This window comes from Bacillus sp. SIMBA_008, from assembly GCF_046535495.1.
GTDB classification, from domain to species: Bacteria; Bacillota; Bacilli; order Bacillales; family Bacillaceae; genus Bacillus; species Bacillus subtilis.
In genome coordinates this window covers 662859-677520 of sequence record NZ_JAWRWL010000002.1, presented here as the reverse complement: position 1 = coordinate 677520, position 14662 = coordinate 662859, and the positions used below count along the sequence as shown (strand labels likewise).

The 14662-nt window shown below is 42.3% G+C and carries 17 protein-coding genes, 1 tRNA gene, 2 pseudogenes and 1 riboswitch; of the genes and pseudogenes, 7 read left to right on the top strand and 13 right to left on the bottom strand.

The features are described from left to right. Positions 1 to 60: 60 nt before the first annotated feature. Together yjcZ and spoVIF are read left to right on the top strand one after the other, a co-directional pair. The gene (yjcZ, locus tag SB658_RS08965; RefSeq protein ID WP_003232872.1) at positions 61 to 210 is read left to right on the top strand and encodes a sporulation protein YjcZ; all 150 of its coding nucleotides are present in this window, start codon (positions 61 to 63) and stop codon (positions 208 to 210) included. A 132-nt stretch (positions 211 to 342) separates the two neighbouring features. After that, positions 343 to 597 (top strand): sporulation-specific transcription regulator SpoVIF, encoded by a 255-nt coding sequence (gene spoVIF, locus SB658_RS08960; protein ID WP_003232870.1) that lies wholly within the window; start codon positions 343 to 345, stop codon positions 595 to 597. Between the two features lie 73 nt (positions 598 to 670). Here spoVIF and SB658_RS08955 read toward each other — a convergent pair whose 3' ends face one another. Beyond that, on the bottom strand, positions 671 to 2950 hold the full coding sequence (locus tag SB658_RS08955; protein ID WP_064671245.1) for an ATP-dependent helicase: 2280 nt from the start codon (positions 2948 to 2950) through the stop codon (positions 671 to 673). A 116-nt stretch (positions 2951 to 3066) separates the two neighbouring features. Here SB658_RS08955 and SB658_RS08950 point away from each other — a divergent pair, with 116 nt between their 5' ends. After that, positions 3067 to 3321 (top strand): hypothetical protein, encoded by a 255-nt coding sequence (locus SB658_RS08950; RefSeq protein WP_003232866.1) that lies wholly within the window; start codon positions 3067 to 3069, stop codon positions 3319 to 3321. Between the two features lie 72 nt (positions 3322 to 3393). Here the strand turns inward: SB658_RS08950 and SB658_RS08945 are convergent, their stop codons facing one another. Genes SB658_RS08945 through SB658_RS08935 form a run of 3 tightly spaced genes read right to left on the bottom strand, consistent with a single transcriptional unit; the run spans position 3394 to position 5094 of the window. After that, positions 3394 to 3816, bottom strand: a complete 423-nt coding sequence (locus SB658_RS08945) for a GNAT family N-acetyltransferase (protein ID WP_003245407.1) — start codon at positions 3814 to 3816, stop codon at positions 3394 to 3396. 3 nt (positions 3817 to 3819) lie between these two features. Further along, positions 3820 to 4335, bottom strand: coding sequence for a YjcG family protein (locus SB658_RS08940; protein ID WP_003232861.1), 516 nt, complete (start codon positions 4333 to 4335; stop codon positions 3820 to 3822). Between the two features lie 36 nt (positions 4336 to 4371). Further along, the gene (locus SB658_RS08935; RefSeq protein WP_029726266.1) at positions 4372 to 5094 is read right to left on the bottom strand and encodes an esterase family protein; all 723 of its coding nucleotides are present in this window, start codon (positions 5092 to 5094) and stop codon (positions 4372 to 4374) included. A 167-nt stretch (positions 5095 to 5261) separates the two neighbouring features. After that, a riboswitch (SAM riboswitch) is annotated at positions 5262 to 5382 on the top strand. Positions 5383 to 5449: 67 nt separating this feature from the next. Between SB658_RS08935 and metI the strand changes: the two genes are divergently transcribed. After that, positions 5450 to 6571, top strand: a complete 1122-nt coding sequence (gene metI, locus SB658_RS08930) for a cystathionine gamma-synthase/O-acetylhomoserine thiolyase (RefSeq protein WP_003232857.1) — start codon at positions 5450 to 5452, stop codon at positions 6569 to 6571. Then, positions 6564 to 7736: a cystathionine beta-lyase gene (gene metC, locus SB658_RS08925; protein ID WP_017695700.1), complete on the top strand. Its 1173-nt coding sequence runs from the start codon at positions 6564 to 6566 to the stop codon at positions 7734 to 7736. The genes metI and metC overlap by 8 nt, the downstream gene beginning before the upstream one ends. A 32-nt stretch (positions 7737 to 7768) precedes the next feature. On the opposite strand, the gene SB658_RS08920 is transcribed toward metC, so the two are convergent. Continuing rightward, on the bottom strand, positions 7769 to 8314 hold the full coding sequence (locus SB658_RS08920; RefSeq protein WP_003232852.1) for a GNAT family N-acetyltransferase: 546 nt from the start codon (positions 8312 to 8314) through the stop codon (positions 7769 to 7771). A gap of 69 nt (positions 8315 to 8383) precedes the next feature. Further along, positions 8384 to 9574, bottom strand: coding sequence for a DUF819 family protein (locus SB658_RS08915; RefSeq protein ID WP_029726265.1), 1191 nt, complete (start codon positions 9572 to 9574; stop codon positions 8384 to 8386). Between the two features lie 172 nt (positions 9575 to 9746). Between SB658_RS08915 and SB658_RS08910 the strand changes: the two genes are divergently transcribed. After that, positions 9747 to 9819, top strand: a tRNA-Val gene (locus SB658_RS08910). A 133-nt stretch (positions 9820 to 9952) separates the two neighbouring features. Here the strand turns inward: SB658_RS08910 and SB658_RS08905 are convergent. The 4 genes and pseudogenes from SB658_RS08905 to SB658_RS08890 all read right to left on the bottom strand — a co-directional run bounded on the left by SB658_RS08905 (position 9953) and on the right by SB658_RS08890 (position 12826). After that, a pseudogene (locus tag SB658_RS08905) lies at positions 9953 to 10247 on the bottom strand (contact-dependent growth inhibition system immunity protein). 54 nt (positions 10248 to 10301) lie between these two features. Continuing rightward, positions 10302 to 10610: a hypothetical protein gene (locus tag SB658_RS08900; RefSeq protein ID WP_003232848.1), complete on the bottom strand. Its 309-nt coding sequence runs from the start codon at positions 10608 to 10610 to the stop codon at positions 10302 to 10304. 33 nt (positions 10611 to 10643) lie between these two features. Next, on the bottom strand, positions 10644 to 11036 hold the full coding sequence (locus SB658_RS08895; protein WP_003232847.1) for a CDI toxin immunity protein: 393 nt from the start codon (positions 11034 to 11036) through the stop codon (positions 10644 to 10646). A gap of 11 nt (positions 11037 to 11047) precedes the next feature. Next, on the bottom strand, positions 11048 to 12826 hold the full coding sequence (locus tag SB658_RS08890; RefSeq protein ID WP_410601493.1) for a T7SS effector LXG polymorphic toxin: 1779 nt from the start codon (positions 12824 to 12826) through the stop codon (positions 11048 to 11050). 136 nt (positions 12827 to 12962) lie between these two features. On the opposite strand from SB658_RS08890, the pseudogene SB658_RS08885 reads away from it, so the two are divergent. Next, positions 12963 to 13067 (top strand): annotated as a pseudogene (locus SB658_RS08885) (peptidoglycan-binding domain-containing protein); the annotation flags it as partial. Positions 13068 to 13099: 32 nt separating this feature from the next. On the opposite strand, the gene SB658_RS08880 reads toward SB658_RS08885, so the two are convergent. The 3 genes from SB658_RS08880 to SB658_RS08870 form a co-directional block, all read right to left on the bottom strand. Beyond that, positions 13100 to 13336, bottom strand: a complete 237-nt coding sequence (locus SB658_RS08880; RefSeq protein WP_003232845.1) for a hypothetical protein — start codon at positions 13334 to 13336, stop codon at positions 13100 to 13102. Between the two features lie 53 nt (positions 13337 to 13389). Continuing rightward, complete coding sequence (locus SB658_RS08875; protein WP_003232844.1) at positions 13390 to 14118, bottom strand: hypothetical protein; 729 nt, start codon at positions 14116 to 14118, stop codon at positions 13390 to 13392. Between the two features lie 91 nt (positions 14119 to 14209). Then, a complete protein-coding gene (locus SB658_RS08870; protein ID WP_373605220.1) occupies positions 14210 to 14422 on the bottom strand; it encodes a YolD-like family protein in 213 nt (70 codons plus the stop codon). Positions 14423 to 14662 lie beyond the last annotated feature (240 nt).

The following is a 14662-nucleotide window of genomic DNA, read 5'->3' as shown; positions in this document are numbered from 1 at the left end:
ATATCCAAGCCGATCCCAGCAGCTCACATAGTGTATAGAGAGTAAAGGAGGTGCTTATCTATGGGCTTTGGATACGGATTCGGCGGCGGCTACGGCGGCGGCTGTTATGGCGGTTATGCTGGCGGTTACGGCGGCGGCTATGGTTCAACATTTGTTTTGTTGGTCGTATTATTCATTCTCCTCATCATCGTAGGTGCATCTTTCTTTTAAGATGTATTGAGGAAGTACGGGTTATAACCCGTACTTCCTTGCCTTGTGTTTATTTTTAAAAATGTTGGAAAAGCACATTGTATTATGTGCATTCATACAATACCGTATTACTCCGCCAAAAGGAGGCGCATTATGGATAATCAATTTTTTAAGAACATCGAAAAGAAAACAGGTGTGAAGATGCAGGATGTAATGAATCTTGCCGGATCACTCCAAAACGCTAATTTTAAAGATGAAAATACAGTGCGCAGTGTGATTAACCGCGTAGCGCAGATGGCAAACAGACGCGTGCCAAAAGAATTAGAAGATAAAATTGTGGAATCTATTACAAGCGGAAAAGAAAAGCTTGATTTTGGCACGATTTCTAAAATGATGGATAATAAATAAGTGGATGGCCTGGCTGACTCACTGCAGCGGGCCTTTTTTTACAGTAAAAACCCGGCAGTAATCTGCCGGGCTGTTAATGATGCAAGGGCTGTCTTGCTTTCTGTAGCAGGGGATACAAAAATCTTGAGCGGTTGGCTGTTTTGCCGCGCCTGTTAGCAGGGCAAGACAAATATAAATGCTGTTTCGCCCGGGTCATGGCTACATATAAAAGGCGTCTTTCCTCCTCAAGAGCGGCCTCGTCTCCTTTTCTTGCCGTTTCTAATGAGAAATCGTGCGGAATCGAGCCATCTACAGTGCCTAACACGTAGACTGTTTTGAATTCAAGGCCTTTTGACCGGTGAATGGTCATCAGCTGAACGCCATGTTCATCCGTTCTGTTTTTCTCAGCGGCCCTCATATGGTCTACGTGGGCAAGAAAGTCAGGAATCGTTTTGAACTTCTTGGCGACAACCTTGATGTCGCGCAGGTCATCAGAGCCTTTTTCCAGCTTGTTGCCCTCATTGCCCCGCTTTTTTAAATACTCGGAGAAGCCCATTTTTCCTTCTGCAAAGGTGATGGCTTCTACGGGTTTCATTGTGCGGAGGCTTGCAAAAAACGGTACGATTTTCTTGATTTTGTCCAGCTGGAATGGCTTCAGATCAGGCAATTTGGCCAGCGCTTTGATCATGGTACAGTCCTCTGTAATCGAGAGCGCCTTCAGCGTATTCAAAGCGGACTGTTTTAAAAACAAGGCGGGAAGCAAGTGTTTAATCGCCTCGGTGTCATCCTCATTTTGGCTGGCGTACAAGTAGGCGAGAATCTGGCGGACGATCCGTCTGCTGTAAAACGATTGGACGCCGCGGTCAGCTGTATACGGAATTGACGATTGATGAAGCCTTTCATATATAGCACGGCCTCCGCTGTTTGTGCGGTAAAGAACCGCAAAGTCTTCTGGACTGGCTCCATTTTGAATTTTTTCTTTGATATCGGAAACGACCATTGTGGCTTCTTCCTCTTCATCATAAGGATAAAACAGCACAGGGACCTGAATGTCATCGCGGGCCGCTTCAAGCGTTTTGGCATATCTGTTTTTGTTCTTTTTCACAACGATATCAGCACTAGAGACGATCGGGTGCGTAGACCTGTAGTTCGCAGTTAAATAGATCGTCTTCGCTCCCGGATAATCCTTTTGAAAATCAAGAATGAAAGACGGATTGCTTCCGCGAAACGCGTAGATGGACTGGTCATCGTCTCCGACACAGCACAGGTTTTGCTCCGGGCTGGCGAGCATTTGCATGATTTTGTATTGAACCGGATTAATGTCCTGAAACTCATCAATTAAGATATACGTAAACCGAGATTGATATTGTTCCAGAAGGTCAGGCCGCTCGATAAACAATTCATAGCAGGCTGAAGCCATGTCATCAAAATCAAATTGGCTGTGTTCTTTTTTCTGGCGTTCATAATGTTCATATAAACGATAAACTTGTTTTTCCCACTCATCTTTTAGAGGGATGCGTTCATTTGGGACATAAGTGTTTTTCCAAAAACCGATCTGCTGCAGGGCTTGGTCAACTGGGAATTCTTTCTCATCGATGCCTTCTTCATAGAGTGCTTTTTTGATATATTGTTCCCGCTGCCACTCCATTTTCAGCAGATGCTCACCGTTCCATTTAGCAGAATTAGAGTGATACAAGATCTTATAAAACAGACTGTGGAATGTTCCTGTCACAATTCTTCTGACTTTTGCCGGCTGTAATCCGTACTGGTTCGCCATACGCTCTTTCATTTCAGCGACAGCTTTTGTTGTAAAGGTGACAAGCAGCATATTTTCAGGCGGTATGCCTAAGTGTTCGATCATGTGGGCGGCACGGGCTGTCAGTACCCGTGTTTTTCCGCTCCCCGCACCTGCAAGCACGAGGAGCGGGCCCTCTGTTTCCGTGACAGCTTTCAGCTGATCCGTGTTTAAACCGACAGACGGAAAAAGGCTCGTATCGGGTTCTATTGTTTTTGGCACAAATGGTGTTCCTGGTTTAATGCTTCTAGGACGGTGCCATTCTGTAACAGCTGGGGACGGGTCAGCGGCGATCGCTTTTCCCTTGGGTAAACGAATGACACCAGATTCCTGATCATCTTCTTTTTTCCCCTCTTTAGAGGGCTTCGGTTCGCACGCCTCCTCACATGCCGGAAAATCGCCTGGCTGGCGATGGATAAACTCTGGCGGATCGGCGATGTTAAGCCGTAACAAAACGGGCTTTCCGCAATGAGAACAAAATAAATGTCCTTTTATTCCCTCTTCAAAGAGGAATTGATAATGTTCTCTCGAATATGTATGTAAATGTATGATTCTATCATTCAGTCGGGCGCATTTCAAAAAGGGGTCCTCCCAATCAAAAGGTGTTCATTACAGACAATGACTATCATATCAAAAGAAATGTGTTTCAAAAAGTAAGTTTAAGGGAAAAGAGACAGCAGAGGGGTGGGTATTGTATGATATATGCAGGTCAAATTCAGAACCAGCAATACGCTCAATATGCTAATAGAACGATTGGACATAAGCAGGATTATGCCGGAACCGAAAAAATCAGCTATGTCCCGTTTCAGCGGGTATACAAAGAACTGGAAAAGCAGCAGGAGAATCAAACGGCAGCTGAAAGAAAAGTAAACGAGATGAAACGTAAGCGCTCTCTTTATAAGAGATTGCGAGAAAAAGGAATGGGCACATATATTAATCGATATGTATAAAAAACCGTTCATACCAGAGAACGGTTTTTTTATATGCAGTAAAAATCCGGATCTCAAAAGATCCGGATGCGTTCAGTCCTTCATCATTTGTAAGTGCGGAATGCCGGCATCGAGGAATTCTTTTTCAGAAAGCACGCGATACCCGTGTTTCTTGTAAAACGGCACAGCCTGTGTTTGCGCGTTTAAAATGAAACCGGAAGCGCCTCCGTCTGCCGCGGCTTTTTCGAGCGCTTTCATAATGATGCCGCCGACACCGGCTGAGCGGTGGCTTTTCAGTACGCAAATCCGCTCTAACTTGCCGTAGCCGTCCTTCATGCGCCATCTTCCGGCACCGACAGGCTTTTCACCGTCATACACGACGATATGCTCTGACTCATTTTCAAGTTCGTCAATTTCTTCTTCAGCAGGCACGTTTTGTTCTTTGACAAAGACTTCTTCTCTTACATAGAATGCATCTTTCAGTTGTTCTTCATTTTTTGCGATAACTGCTTTCAAACATTATTCTCCTCTGCCTAGCAAGAAGGTTTCATATACTGTCCACGATCCGTTTTCCAACTGGTAGAGCAAGTGGAAACGGTCAACGATTTCTTCATGCGACACTTCCTGCATTTTTAATTGTCCCAGCACATCTGAATGCTCATCGTCGGAAAGATTTTGGCCGACCGTCACATGCGGAACGAAATTATATTCCTGTTCTCCTGCCAACACACCGGTGTATAGCTTTTCATTGAGTGTTTTTAACTCTTCCGTCGGTTCTGCTTTGATGTAAATGACATTATTGACAGGCGCAAATGAGCTGTATTTTGTCATTTTGAGAACGAGTGGGTGGGACTCTTTTGCGATGTTTCTTAAATGTGATACGAGCTGATCCGCTTTCTCCTCCGCGCATTCAAAGGATGCTCTCAGCGTCAAATGAGGCGGGATTAGAGAGTAGCTTGGGTCATAGCGCTTTCTGTAAGAGTTTGCAAGGTCTTGGAGCTTTTTTGATGGAAATAAAACGATTCCGTATTTCATATTATGTCCCTCCTGGAAATAAAGTATGATAGAGTGTTAAAGCATTTTTTTCAGCGCCGGGGTGATGAGCGGCTGCCAGTATGTCCATTTGTGGTCTCCGTCAAATGGCTCGAAATCATAATCGGAAAGCTTTTTCTCCAGCAGCTGTTTCAGCTCCCGGTTCGGTTCTGTAAAGTCCAGAATGTTCCCGTCTGTCGTGTGGACGTCAGTTTCTTTTGTTCCGATTTGGTGATAAATAGAGAGGTGTTTGATATCGCCTGACTGTTTCACGGCTTCTAGTACATGTTTGTCAACATAGGGAGACTGCATGATGATGTTGCCAAACATATTCGGATAATCAAGCGCTGTCATAAGTGACACGGTCGCTCCGAGTGAATCACCGATCAGCGTTCGGCCGTAACCGATCTGATAGGTTGGATACTCATCATCTGCAAAAGGAACGAGCTCATGGGCGATGAACCGTTTATAAGCCGAAAATTTTGAACCCTCCGGATGATAAGTGTTTCTGCGCTCTTTTACATCCTTATAAGGAACACCGATAATAATGCTCCGGTCTATTTCGCGTTTCGACAGCAATTCCTCAACCTGTCTGCCGATCCTCCCCAGCCTGAAATAATCGTGGCCGTCCTGCGCGATAATAACATGGTATTTATAAAGCGGGGAGTAGTTGGACGGCAGGTAAACAAGCAAGGTCATTTCCTCGTTAAGCTCTTTTGAAAAGAATTTCTTTTCTTGCACTGTGCCGTTTTTCGGTGCCATAAAAACATTCCTCCAGGACATCACTATACTTTCTTGCATTTTCAATTATTGTACCATGAATTATTAGAAATTTCTCTCTTTAAACGGTTCGGCACACGAAGAAAAAAGTGTTGAAATAAACTGTGAATTGCGCTAATATAAAACAATCAGAAAATTGAAATCGATATTTCTTATCGTGAGAGGTGGAGGGACTGGCCCTTAGAAACCTCAGCAACCGGCTTGTTTTGCATGTGCAAAGCGCCAAGGTGCTAAATCCAGCAAGCGTTTTTTATGCTTGGAAGATAAGAAGAAGCGTTAAACCCCTTCTTCTTATGAAGAAGGGGTTTTTATTTTGAAAAGGGAAGGTGTCAGCTATATGTCACAGCACGTTGAAACGAAATTAGCCCAAATTGGGAACCGTAGCGATGAAGTCACGGGAACAGTGAGTGCTCCTATCTATTTATCAACAGCATACCGCCACAGAGGGATCGGAGAATCTACCGGATTTGATTATGTCCGCACAAAAAATCCGACACGCCAGCTTGTTGAGGACGCCATCGCTAACTTAGAAAACGGCGCGAGAGGGCTTGCTTTTAGTTCGGGAATGGCTGCTATCCAAACGATTATGGCGCTGTTTAAAAGCGGAGATGAACTGATCGTTTCATCGGACCTATATGGCGGCACGTACCGTTTATTTGAAAATGAATGGAAAAAATACGGATTGACTTTTCATTATGATGATTTCAGCGATGAGGACTGTTTACGCTCTAAGATTACGCCGAATACAAAAGCGGTGTTTGTGGAAACGCCGACAAACCCCCTCATGCAGGAGGCGGACATTGAACATATTGCCCGGATTACAAAGGAGCACGGTCTTCTGCTGATCGTAGATAATACATTTTATACACCGGTCTTGCAGCGGCCGCTTGAGCTGGGAGCTGACATTGTCATTCACAGCGCAACCAAGTATTTAGGCGGGCATAACGATCTGCTTGCTGGACTTGTCGTGGTGAAGGATGAGCGGCTCGGAGAGGAAATGTTTCAGCATCAAAATGCGATCGGTGCCGTCCTGCCGCCATTTGATTCGTGGCTTCTGATGAGAGGAATGAAGACGCTGAGCCTCAGAATGCGTCAGCATCAGGCAAACGCGCAGGAGCTTGCGGCGTTTTTAGAAGAGCAGGAAGAAATTTCGGATGTGCTGTATCCCGGAAAAGGCGGCATGCTGTCCTTTCGTCTGCAAAAAGAAGAATGGGTCAATCCGTTTTTAAAAGCACTGAAGACCATTTGTTTTGCAGAAAGCCTCGGCGGGGTGGAAAGCTTTATTACATACCCTGCGACCCAGACGCACATGGATATTCCTGAAGAGATCCGCATCGCAAACGGGGTGTGCAATCGGTTGCTGCGCTTTTCTGTCGGTATTGAACATGCGGAAGATTTAAAAGAGGATCTAAAACAGGCATTATGTCAGGTCAAAGAGGGAGCTGTTTCATTTGAGTAAACACAATTGGACGCTGGAAACCCAGCTCGTGCACAATCCATTTAAAACAGACGGCGGAACCGGGGCGGTCAGTGTACCGATTCAGCACGCCTCGACTTTTCACCAATCTTCATTTGAAGAGTTCGGGGCATATGATTACAGCCGCTCTGGCACGCCGACAAGAACAGCTCTCGAAGAAACAATTGCCGCATTGGAAGGCGGAACAAGAGGATTTGCTTTCAGTTCAGGCATGGCTGCCATCTCAACAGCATTTTTACTGCTGTCACAGGGTGATCACGTTCTTGTGACAGAAGATGTATACGGCGGAACCTTCCGTATGGTGACAGAGGTGCTGACCCGGTTTGGCATTGAGCATACGTTTGTCGACATGACGGATCGTAATGAAGTGGCGCGGAGCATCAAGCCGAACACAAAGGTCATTTATATGGAGACACCGTCAAATCCGACACTTGGGATTACGGATATTAAAGCGGTTGTTCAGCTTGCAAAAGAAAACGGCTGTCTGACCTTTCTGGACAATACATTCATGACACCGGCACTGCAGCGACCGCTTGACCTCGGCGTGGATATTGTACTTCACAGCGCGACAAAATTCTTAAGCGGACACAGCGATGTGCTCTCAGGTTTGGCTGCTGTCAAAGATAAAGAGCTTGGGAAGCAGCTGTATAAGCTGCAAAACGCGTTCGGCGCCGTCCTTGGCGTACAGGATTGCTGGCTTGTCCTGCGCGGATTAAAAACATTGCAGGTCCGTTTAGAGAAAGCGAGTCAAACAGCCCAGCGGCTTGCGGAATTTTTCCAGAAGCATCCGGCGGTGAAGCGCGTGTATTATCCGGGACTGGCTGATCATCCCGGCGCTGAAACCCATAAAAGCCAGTCAACGGGAGCGGGCGCCGTACTATCTTTTGAGCTTGAAAGCAAAGAGGCCGTTAAGAAGTTAGTCGAGAATGTGTCACTGCCGGTCTTCGCTGTCAGCCTTGGTGCCGTGGAATCGATTTTGTCCTATCCGGCAACGATGTCTCACGCGGCAATGCCTAAGGAAGAGCGTGAAAAACGCGGTATCACTGATGGCCTGCTCCGTCTGAGTGTGGGCGTCGAACATGCAGACGATTTAGAACACGATTTCGAACAAGCGCTGAAAGAAATTGCTCCAGTTGCGGTTCGTTAAAAAAGAAGCCGGGGATGGCCCGGCTTCTTTTATTATTGTTCGTCATCAGGATTCAGAATCGCGAGGACTTGATGATCCTCCCAAACGCCATTAATTTTTACATTTTTTCGGGCGATGCCTTCTTTATGAAATCCCGCTTTTTCTAAAACACGCATGGACCCGAGATTACGGGGCATCACACCGGCTTCAATCCGATGCAGTTTCAATTCGTGGAACGCATAATCAACAACCAATCTGACTGCCTCTGTCATAATGCCCTTTCCATTATGGGCTTTGTCTAAAAAATACCCGATGAACGCAGTTTGCAACGCGCCACGGATGATTTGAAAGAGCGAAACCGTCCCGATTAATCTATCGTCTGACGCTGTAAAGATGCCAAAATGATATTCTTCATCTTTCTCAAGTCTTTCCTGATACTCGGTTATCCGTTTTCTTTGCCCCTCAACCGTATAGTAATCGTCTGCGCGTATCATAGAAAACTGTTCGAAAAAATCCCGATTTTCGCTTTGCAGCCGCAGATTTTCTTCGGCATCCGTTACTTCTAAAGGTCTAACATAAATGGTTTTTCCTTTTAACATACAGTGATCTCTCCGTTCTCGTGTCAGCTTTCCTCTTACATTATTCTCAGGGAAATGCAAATATCCTTTTTATAAGAAGGAAGAAAACCAATTTCCAATAAAAGTGCCAACATAGTTGCCGATTAAGTAGCCGAGCGTACCGACAAGCATGATCGGGGCGACAAGCTCCCGCCATCCCTTGGCAATTGCCATCGCAGCCGCAGTCGTCGGTCCCCCGACAGTAGCGTTGACGGCGAGCAGAATTTCTTCAAGCCGCACGCGGAACAATTTTCCGGCAGCTAAGGAAACTGCTAAATTGCTGATCGCAATGATAAACACGAATAATAGAATAAGAGGCGCATTCGTGACGATTAAGCGGAGATCTGCAGGAATGCCGATCACCACAAAAAACAAATAAATCAAAAAGGTTCCAAGTTCCTGAGATCCATTGAGCCTTTCAAAAAAACGCGGGAAAAGAAAAATGATAAGAACAGTTAAAGACGTAAGCACCAGGTACTGATCGCCAAGCGTACCGGTCAGCAGGGGATGAGAAAAAATGCTTTTAAAATAACCGGAAACCTTCATACTAACCGCAACAAGTGCGAAAGCGGCACCGGCATTAAATGCGATATCCTTTAAGGAAATATCCTTCCGTTTCCAATAGCTTTCAGCACTGTTTCCGCTGTTTCCATCGGCTTTTACCTTCTCTTCAAACGGCATGGCATAATGCCGCTGAAACCATTTGAGTGCAGGAATGCTGATTAAAATAAAAAACAAAAGCGCCATCATAAAATTATCAGCCACAACGGTAGCCGACACATATTCACCAGGCGTCTCAAATTTTGCCGCCATCGCCGCAAAGTTGACCCCGCCGCCGATATAAGAGGCGCTGATCATCCCGCCGATTTTATCGAGATAGGGAATATGCTGTTTGAGTAGAAAAAAAGCCAGGATACTGCCAAGCACTGTTCCAACGGAGCTAATCAGAAAAATAAACAGCAAACGCCTGCTTTCCTTAAAAATTTGCCTAACATTGATCTGAAACAATAAAAGTGGTATCGCCAGTGGTACCACATAAGACCACACAGTGTCATACACAGGCGACTCAACAGGAAGCACTCCTACATTTGTAAACACCATAGCACCTGCAAGGGCAATAATAGCGCCCGACACAGCAGAAGCCCACTTAAAGCGCTGCTCCAGCCCGATACTCACTGCCGCCCACACCGCAATAAACCCCCATAATACCCAAACATCATCGGAAGAGATCAAAGAATGCAAAACCCCATCACCTCTATTGTTGGAAAATTAAGACATATTATAATAGCCGGGGAACGGAACAGCAAGTCCAAAAAAAGTTTTTCTAAAAAAGCAGTTGACGAATAGAAGGGAAGTTTATATAATAGAACTTGTCAGAAAGACAATAACATACCCAGCAACACATACATATCATGATTCCGTAGCTCAGCTGGGAGAGCGCTACCTTGACAGGGTAGAGGTCGCTGGTTCGAGCCCAGTCGGAATCATAGCTTAAACCCTTGCGTAGCAAGGGTTTTTTACTTTGCCTATTTATTGATTTTGTCATCATTCATCGAGTTGGGGACGGAAGTTTTTTTAAGCTGATTTTGAAGTGAATTCAAAATCAGCTCTGTTTCTATGCTAGGTTAAAGTTTCAATATTCTTTTCGATTTTTTGAATAACTTGTTCGAGCCATATGATTGGAGAAAACTAAGAACGTCCACTCCGTCAGCAGCTTCATCGATAAAATCATTCTTTTCTTCATCCGAATAATCGCTGTTAATAAAATCTTTCAATGCAACTATATCAGTTTCTTGCTCTTCTTTTGGAATCTCTTCTAGTATTCGTCCAGTGCTGATTCTGGAGAATCAATATCCTGATGAAAATAACCGCCAAGGAATCCAAATACAGAATCAGAAACTTCGATTTCTATCATTACTTATCACCACCAAGAAACTGGTAACTTTAAATCTGAGAGATGGTACGTATCTTATTCTATATAACTTTCTGCTATATCAATATCATTTGTCATTTCTAAATCAGGGTACTTTTCATCTAATTTTCTTAAACAATTAATAAGTTCTTTACTTTGCAAACTTTCAGCTAAATCTTCAAATACTTCACTGATCCAATATAAATCTTCTTTATTACAATTTTCTAGATAGCTAATTGAATTTTCCTCATTTTCTGAGAGTACTTCAATTATTTCATCCCAACTCTTTTGAATTTCATAGTCATCATTAAGATTAAGTTCTTTTCTTTTAATTAATATAGCTTCCATTTTTTTCTCTAAGTTCATATTGGTCCTCTTAACTAAGAAGGGCTATTATTTTCAGCTTGCTTTTCCTATTGTTACATCTCCATCATGGAAAAATTCAATAACATAACCAGATTCGCTGAACATGAAAGTATCTGAACCTACAGCAGTTACATCATCAATTACGTTTAAAGCGTTGTCTAAGCTGGTTTTTACAGCTGGATAATCACCATAAGCCCAGAGGAGAATAACATTTTTGTCATCTATTTTATTCTCAATTAACCATTCGTCGATATCTTCAGCATAATCAATAGATCTGTGAGTAGTTACTTCATCCCATTTAATTCTTCCCCATGATGTGAAGGGGAAGCTTTCGCCAAGTTGTTCATGATATTTGCGTGTCTCAGAAATAGTGAGGACTTCTTTGTTATCTCCAAGAGCTTCTAGACATTCTTCGTATAAAGTCATATTAACACTTCCTATTTATTTAAATGTTTTAAAAGGGATTTATAAGTATCTTCGTTTCCGTTAAAAGGTATATAATATTTCTTTGCCTTATCTCCTTTTCCATTTCTATAATCCTCAACATTTATATGAGGTCCCTTTTCGGGGTCATAATCTAATCTCCAAAGGACTTTATTATCTCCAGACATTCGGCCAGTAACTTTACCAAAGCCTGCGCTTTTAGATAAAGTACCTATAAAAGGTTTTGAATCTATTCCTAAATCACCAATTAGATTTAGCGCCTCATTTCTAGCTTGTTCATATGTATCTACCTTTGGAAGCGCGACTTCTCTTGATTTTTTGGAAAGGCCTTTTTTAACTGTCTTGTTGTTTGATGACTTACCATTGATTGATTTAAAGAATACACTATCTTTAGTGGAATCGGCTATTCTTTTTAGGAGCGGCGTATTTTTAACGTTAATAGTATTCCCGGCGTCTTGTAGAATCCCTTCTAATGCAGGAGTATATCGATTAACATAAGGTTTGACAGATGGATTGCCATTCTTAATCTTTTCACTAGCTGCTTTCCCAACTTTAGCAAGATCCTTCGAGCCTGTTGAGACAGATGACTTTCCACCTTTCAATAACAGAAGACTTCCGCCCAAATAAGTAACATAGTGCATCCGTGTATATGCATCCCCGTGAATCATTTTTTTATCCCAATTATCCTTCAATGTGTCAACCATACTTTGAAAGGCAGCTTGATAGTCGTATTCCAAAACGGTATCCAGCACTTTTTGAGGCTCCTTGTTTAAGTTGTCAATTGTCCAACCGATATTCCATCCGAATTGAATGGCTCCTTCACCGGTATCCTTGGCAAGATCGTATATACCAACAATCGCACCCTTGGCGCCATCACCTATGATTTGCAACACTTCTTTTCCGTTATCCATGAAAGCTTTACGCTGTTCAAGAAATGAAACAAATTCAAGCTGTTCAGGGGTAAGGTTCTCATAGCCGACCTTCTTGGCAATGTCTAAGTATTCATCTGGATCCGTCACTCCGTCAGCTAGCTTCTTTTTCAGCTCTTTGATTTCTCGTTCTTTCGCTTCATCTTTCTTGATCTTCAAATAAGCTTCAGTCTGTTTTTCAATATCGCCTTTTTTCTTATGTATGTCACTCTCTCTGTACGCTTTGGCGTTATAGTGAATCGGTGTGGCGTTTTTCCCTTTTCCTGTGGATTCCTCAAGCTTTTGAAAGTCCTTCTTGATGAATTGCTCGTTTGGCTCTGACTGAGCATATTCAGAAACAAGTGCTTCATCAACACTGCCTACTTTATTGACTGTTTTTTTGCGTTGGTTCTCCGCATCGGCAAGTTCGTCTTTAAAGGTTTCTGTCGAGAACAAATCAAGCGGAAGAATATCGTCGATATCATGTAAGATATCTTTCATCATTTTCTTTTGTTCAGACATTATGGATTTTGATTTTGTGTAGGCGTTAGCCAGCTCGTGTTCTAAGAAGAATTCTTCTATGTATGCATCAGACAAGCTGGCGTCCTCTAAAGTGCCTGAAATGCTTGTTAAGAAAGCAATTTTCATATCAAGTAAGTCAATCCAATTGTCAGCTACACCGGCATGATCTTGGTAAAATACTTTGATGTTGTCGGCACCTTTTCCAGAAAACTCACTGTCATCTAAATCAGCTACAGCTTTAAAAGCCTTTTTTAGATTGACCATCTGACTTCTTAATTCTTTGTATTCCTTTGCACGTCTATCTGCTTCTGAAAGCAGTGATTTGGCTTCAAATACTTTCATGATCATATCCTTTCGTTTGAATAGCTCCAACAAGATTTTACCATGGGAAAATGAAGAAATAGACAGCGATGTAATTCAAAAGTGTGAAATGAATAATTTGATCTGTGTCAATTTACCTATTCGGATTATTTGTTTGGAAACTAATGACGCAGTAAGACGATTCCAGCTGATGAATGGTTTAAATCCTAATGGCATTTATGGCCCGAAAACTAAAGCGAAGCTCGAATCCCTTCTTAAATAAAAAGCCCTTCCCGATTGGGAGGGCTTTTTCTCTTATTTAATAGAAACGTGATGTGTGTACCAGTTTCCGGTTGCAGTGAATCGTAATTCCATATGGCCGTGGCGGTTACCTCCATACTTTACAAACGTGTAATCAGAATTGGCGATTGCATCCTTAGCCGTTTTATCAATGTTTGCAATTTTCTTGGAAGTGATTTTACCATTAATTAGAAGCAGGCCGGAAGAAGTATCGACTGTATGATGAGTGAACTGAACTTTTGGAAGGTACATCTTAATAGAAAAACCCTTCTCTATAAGAGCAGGGTTTTATTTTTTATACATGCCTATTTTTTATCTAAACTTGCAACTACATCTTTAATATAGCTAGCAAACTCTTCGTTAGTTACCTTATTATGGCGGCCATCATAAGTTGCTGAGTTTCTGTTATATAGAGAATATTTCGGGAAAATTACAAACGAACCACCGTTAATCATTCTTGTCACAATACGAGTGGTATCTGGCATTTTTATTTCTCGGCCATCTTCATCATATCCTAAAAAACCTTCTTCCCATAATGAGCGGTCTTCATATTCTCCAGAGGTTAATTCAAGAACTTCTTCTCCGTTGAAATGCACAGACCAATGAAGTTCGCTCTCATCGATAAGCTGATGAGTATTAGTTTCTTCATCTTGCTGATCTTCATATACTTTACTACGGTTAAACGAGCTAGTATCTAGTCTAAAATACCACCATTCAGGATTTTCTCCAATTGGATGGAAAGATAATTTTGTAGGATTTACTATTAAAACATTACCGCTAAAGTTTAATTCTATACGTCCATCTTCAGAAGAAAAAACAGAATCTGTTAGATCATCCCCGCCACCTGCTGGCATAAAAGTATGATTATCAGCTTCACTACTCCCTATCTTATGTAATATTCGAACTATATGACTTCGGTCAGTAATTGTCATTTGAGAAGTAGGCACACCATCAAATATTTTAGAGATAAGGTCTTTCCATAAAACTAAGTGTTTTGCTTTTGTTTCTTGATACTTCTCTTCATATTCTTTCATAATTGCCCCCAAAGGTTTTATAAAATATTAATTGTTTTCTAAATAATGATAATTATTCCATAGGATGTGATTATTATCAAGATGTATTCTGTTAGTAAAGATTCTTTACGTTTGTAATATCAGACAATTTAATTAAATTTGTATCACCTTTTAAATCCTTCACATGAAACTTCTGTTTCACTTCGTTTATGAAATGGACATGTCCTGTTATTTCTTCTATAAAGCCATCTCTGTATACAGTGATGACCAGAAGCGAGTTAAATTCCATGGCTTCGCAAATAGTGCGTGCCATTTCCTCGAGCAGGTATTCATCGAGAATGGGTTTTTCGATTTTCTTAACTTCTCTCTCTTTCTGTTTAAAAGGGCAGCCCTTTGCTCAGGCAATATGAATTTTTGTTCCCATCTCTTGTCGTAAATTCCTTGACTCATTCTGATCATCTCCTTGGATAAATTATATGCGAACAAACGTTCCTTAATTAACGGAGAAAATAATGGAATATCAAGACTGTAGTGTAATCCTAATTAGAAAAAGAATCGGTAAGTT

What these genes read in the sequence shown, in the direction of transcription:
- yjcZ (WP_003232872.1), top strand. Translation starts at nt 61, where the DNA reads ATGGGCTTTGGATACGGATTCGGCGGCGGCTACGGCGGCGGCTGTTAT.
- spoVIF (WP_003232870.1), top strand. Translation starts at nt 343, where the DNA reads ATGGATAATCAATTTTTTAAGAACATCGAAAAGAAAACAGGTGTGAAG.
- SB658_RS08950 (WP_003232866.1), top strand. Translation starts at nt 3,067, where the DNA reads ATGATATATGCAGGTCAAATTCAGAACCAGCAATACGCTCAATATGCT.
- SB658_RS08940 (WP_003232861.1), bottom strand. Translation starts at nt 4,335, where the DNA reads ATGAAATACGGAATCGTTTTATTTCCATCAAAAAAGCTCCAAGACCTT.
- SB658_RS08935 (WP_029726266.1), bottom strand. Translation starts at nt 5,094, where the DNA reads ATGGCACCGAAAAACGGCACAGTGCAAGAAAAGAAATTCTTTTCAAAA.
- metI (WP_003232857.1), top strand. Translation starts at nt 5,450, where the DNA reads ATGTCACAGCACGTTGAAACGAAATTAGCCCAAATTGGGAACCGTAGC.
- SB658_RS08920 (WP_003232852.1), bottom strand. Translation starts at nt 8,314, where the DNA reads ATGTTAAAAGGAAAAACCATTTATGTTAGACCTTTAGAAGTAACGGAT.
- SB658_RS08900 (WP_003232848.1), bottom strand. Translation starts at nt 10,610, where the DNA reads ATGAACTTAGAGAAAAAAATGGAAGCTATATTAATTAAAAGAAAAGAA.
- SB658_RS08895 (WP_003232847.1), bottom strand. Translation starts at nt 11,036, where the DNA reads ATGACTTTATACGAAGAATGTCTAGAAGCTCTTGGAGATAACAAAGAA.
- SB658_RS08890 (WP_410601493.1), bottom strand. Translation starts at nt 12,826, where the DNA reads ATGAAAGTATTTGAAGCCAAATCACTGCTTTCAGAAGCAGATAGACGT.
- SB658_RS08880 (WP_003232845.1), bottom strand. Translation starts at nt 13,336, where the DNA reads ATGTACCTTCCAAAAGTTCAGTTCACTCATCATACAGTCGATACTTCT.
- SB658_RS08875 (WP_003232844.1), bottom strand. Translation starts at nt 14,118, where the DNA reads ATGAAAGAATATGAAGAGAAGTATCAAGAAACAAAAGCAAAACACTTA.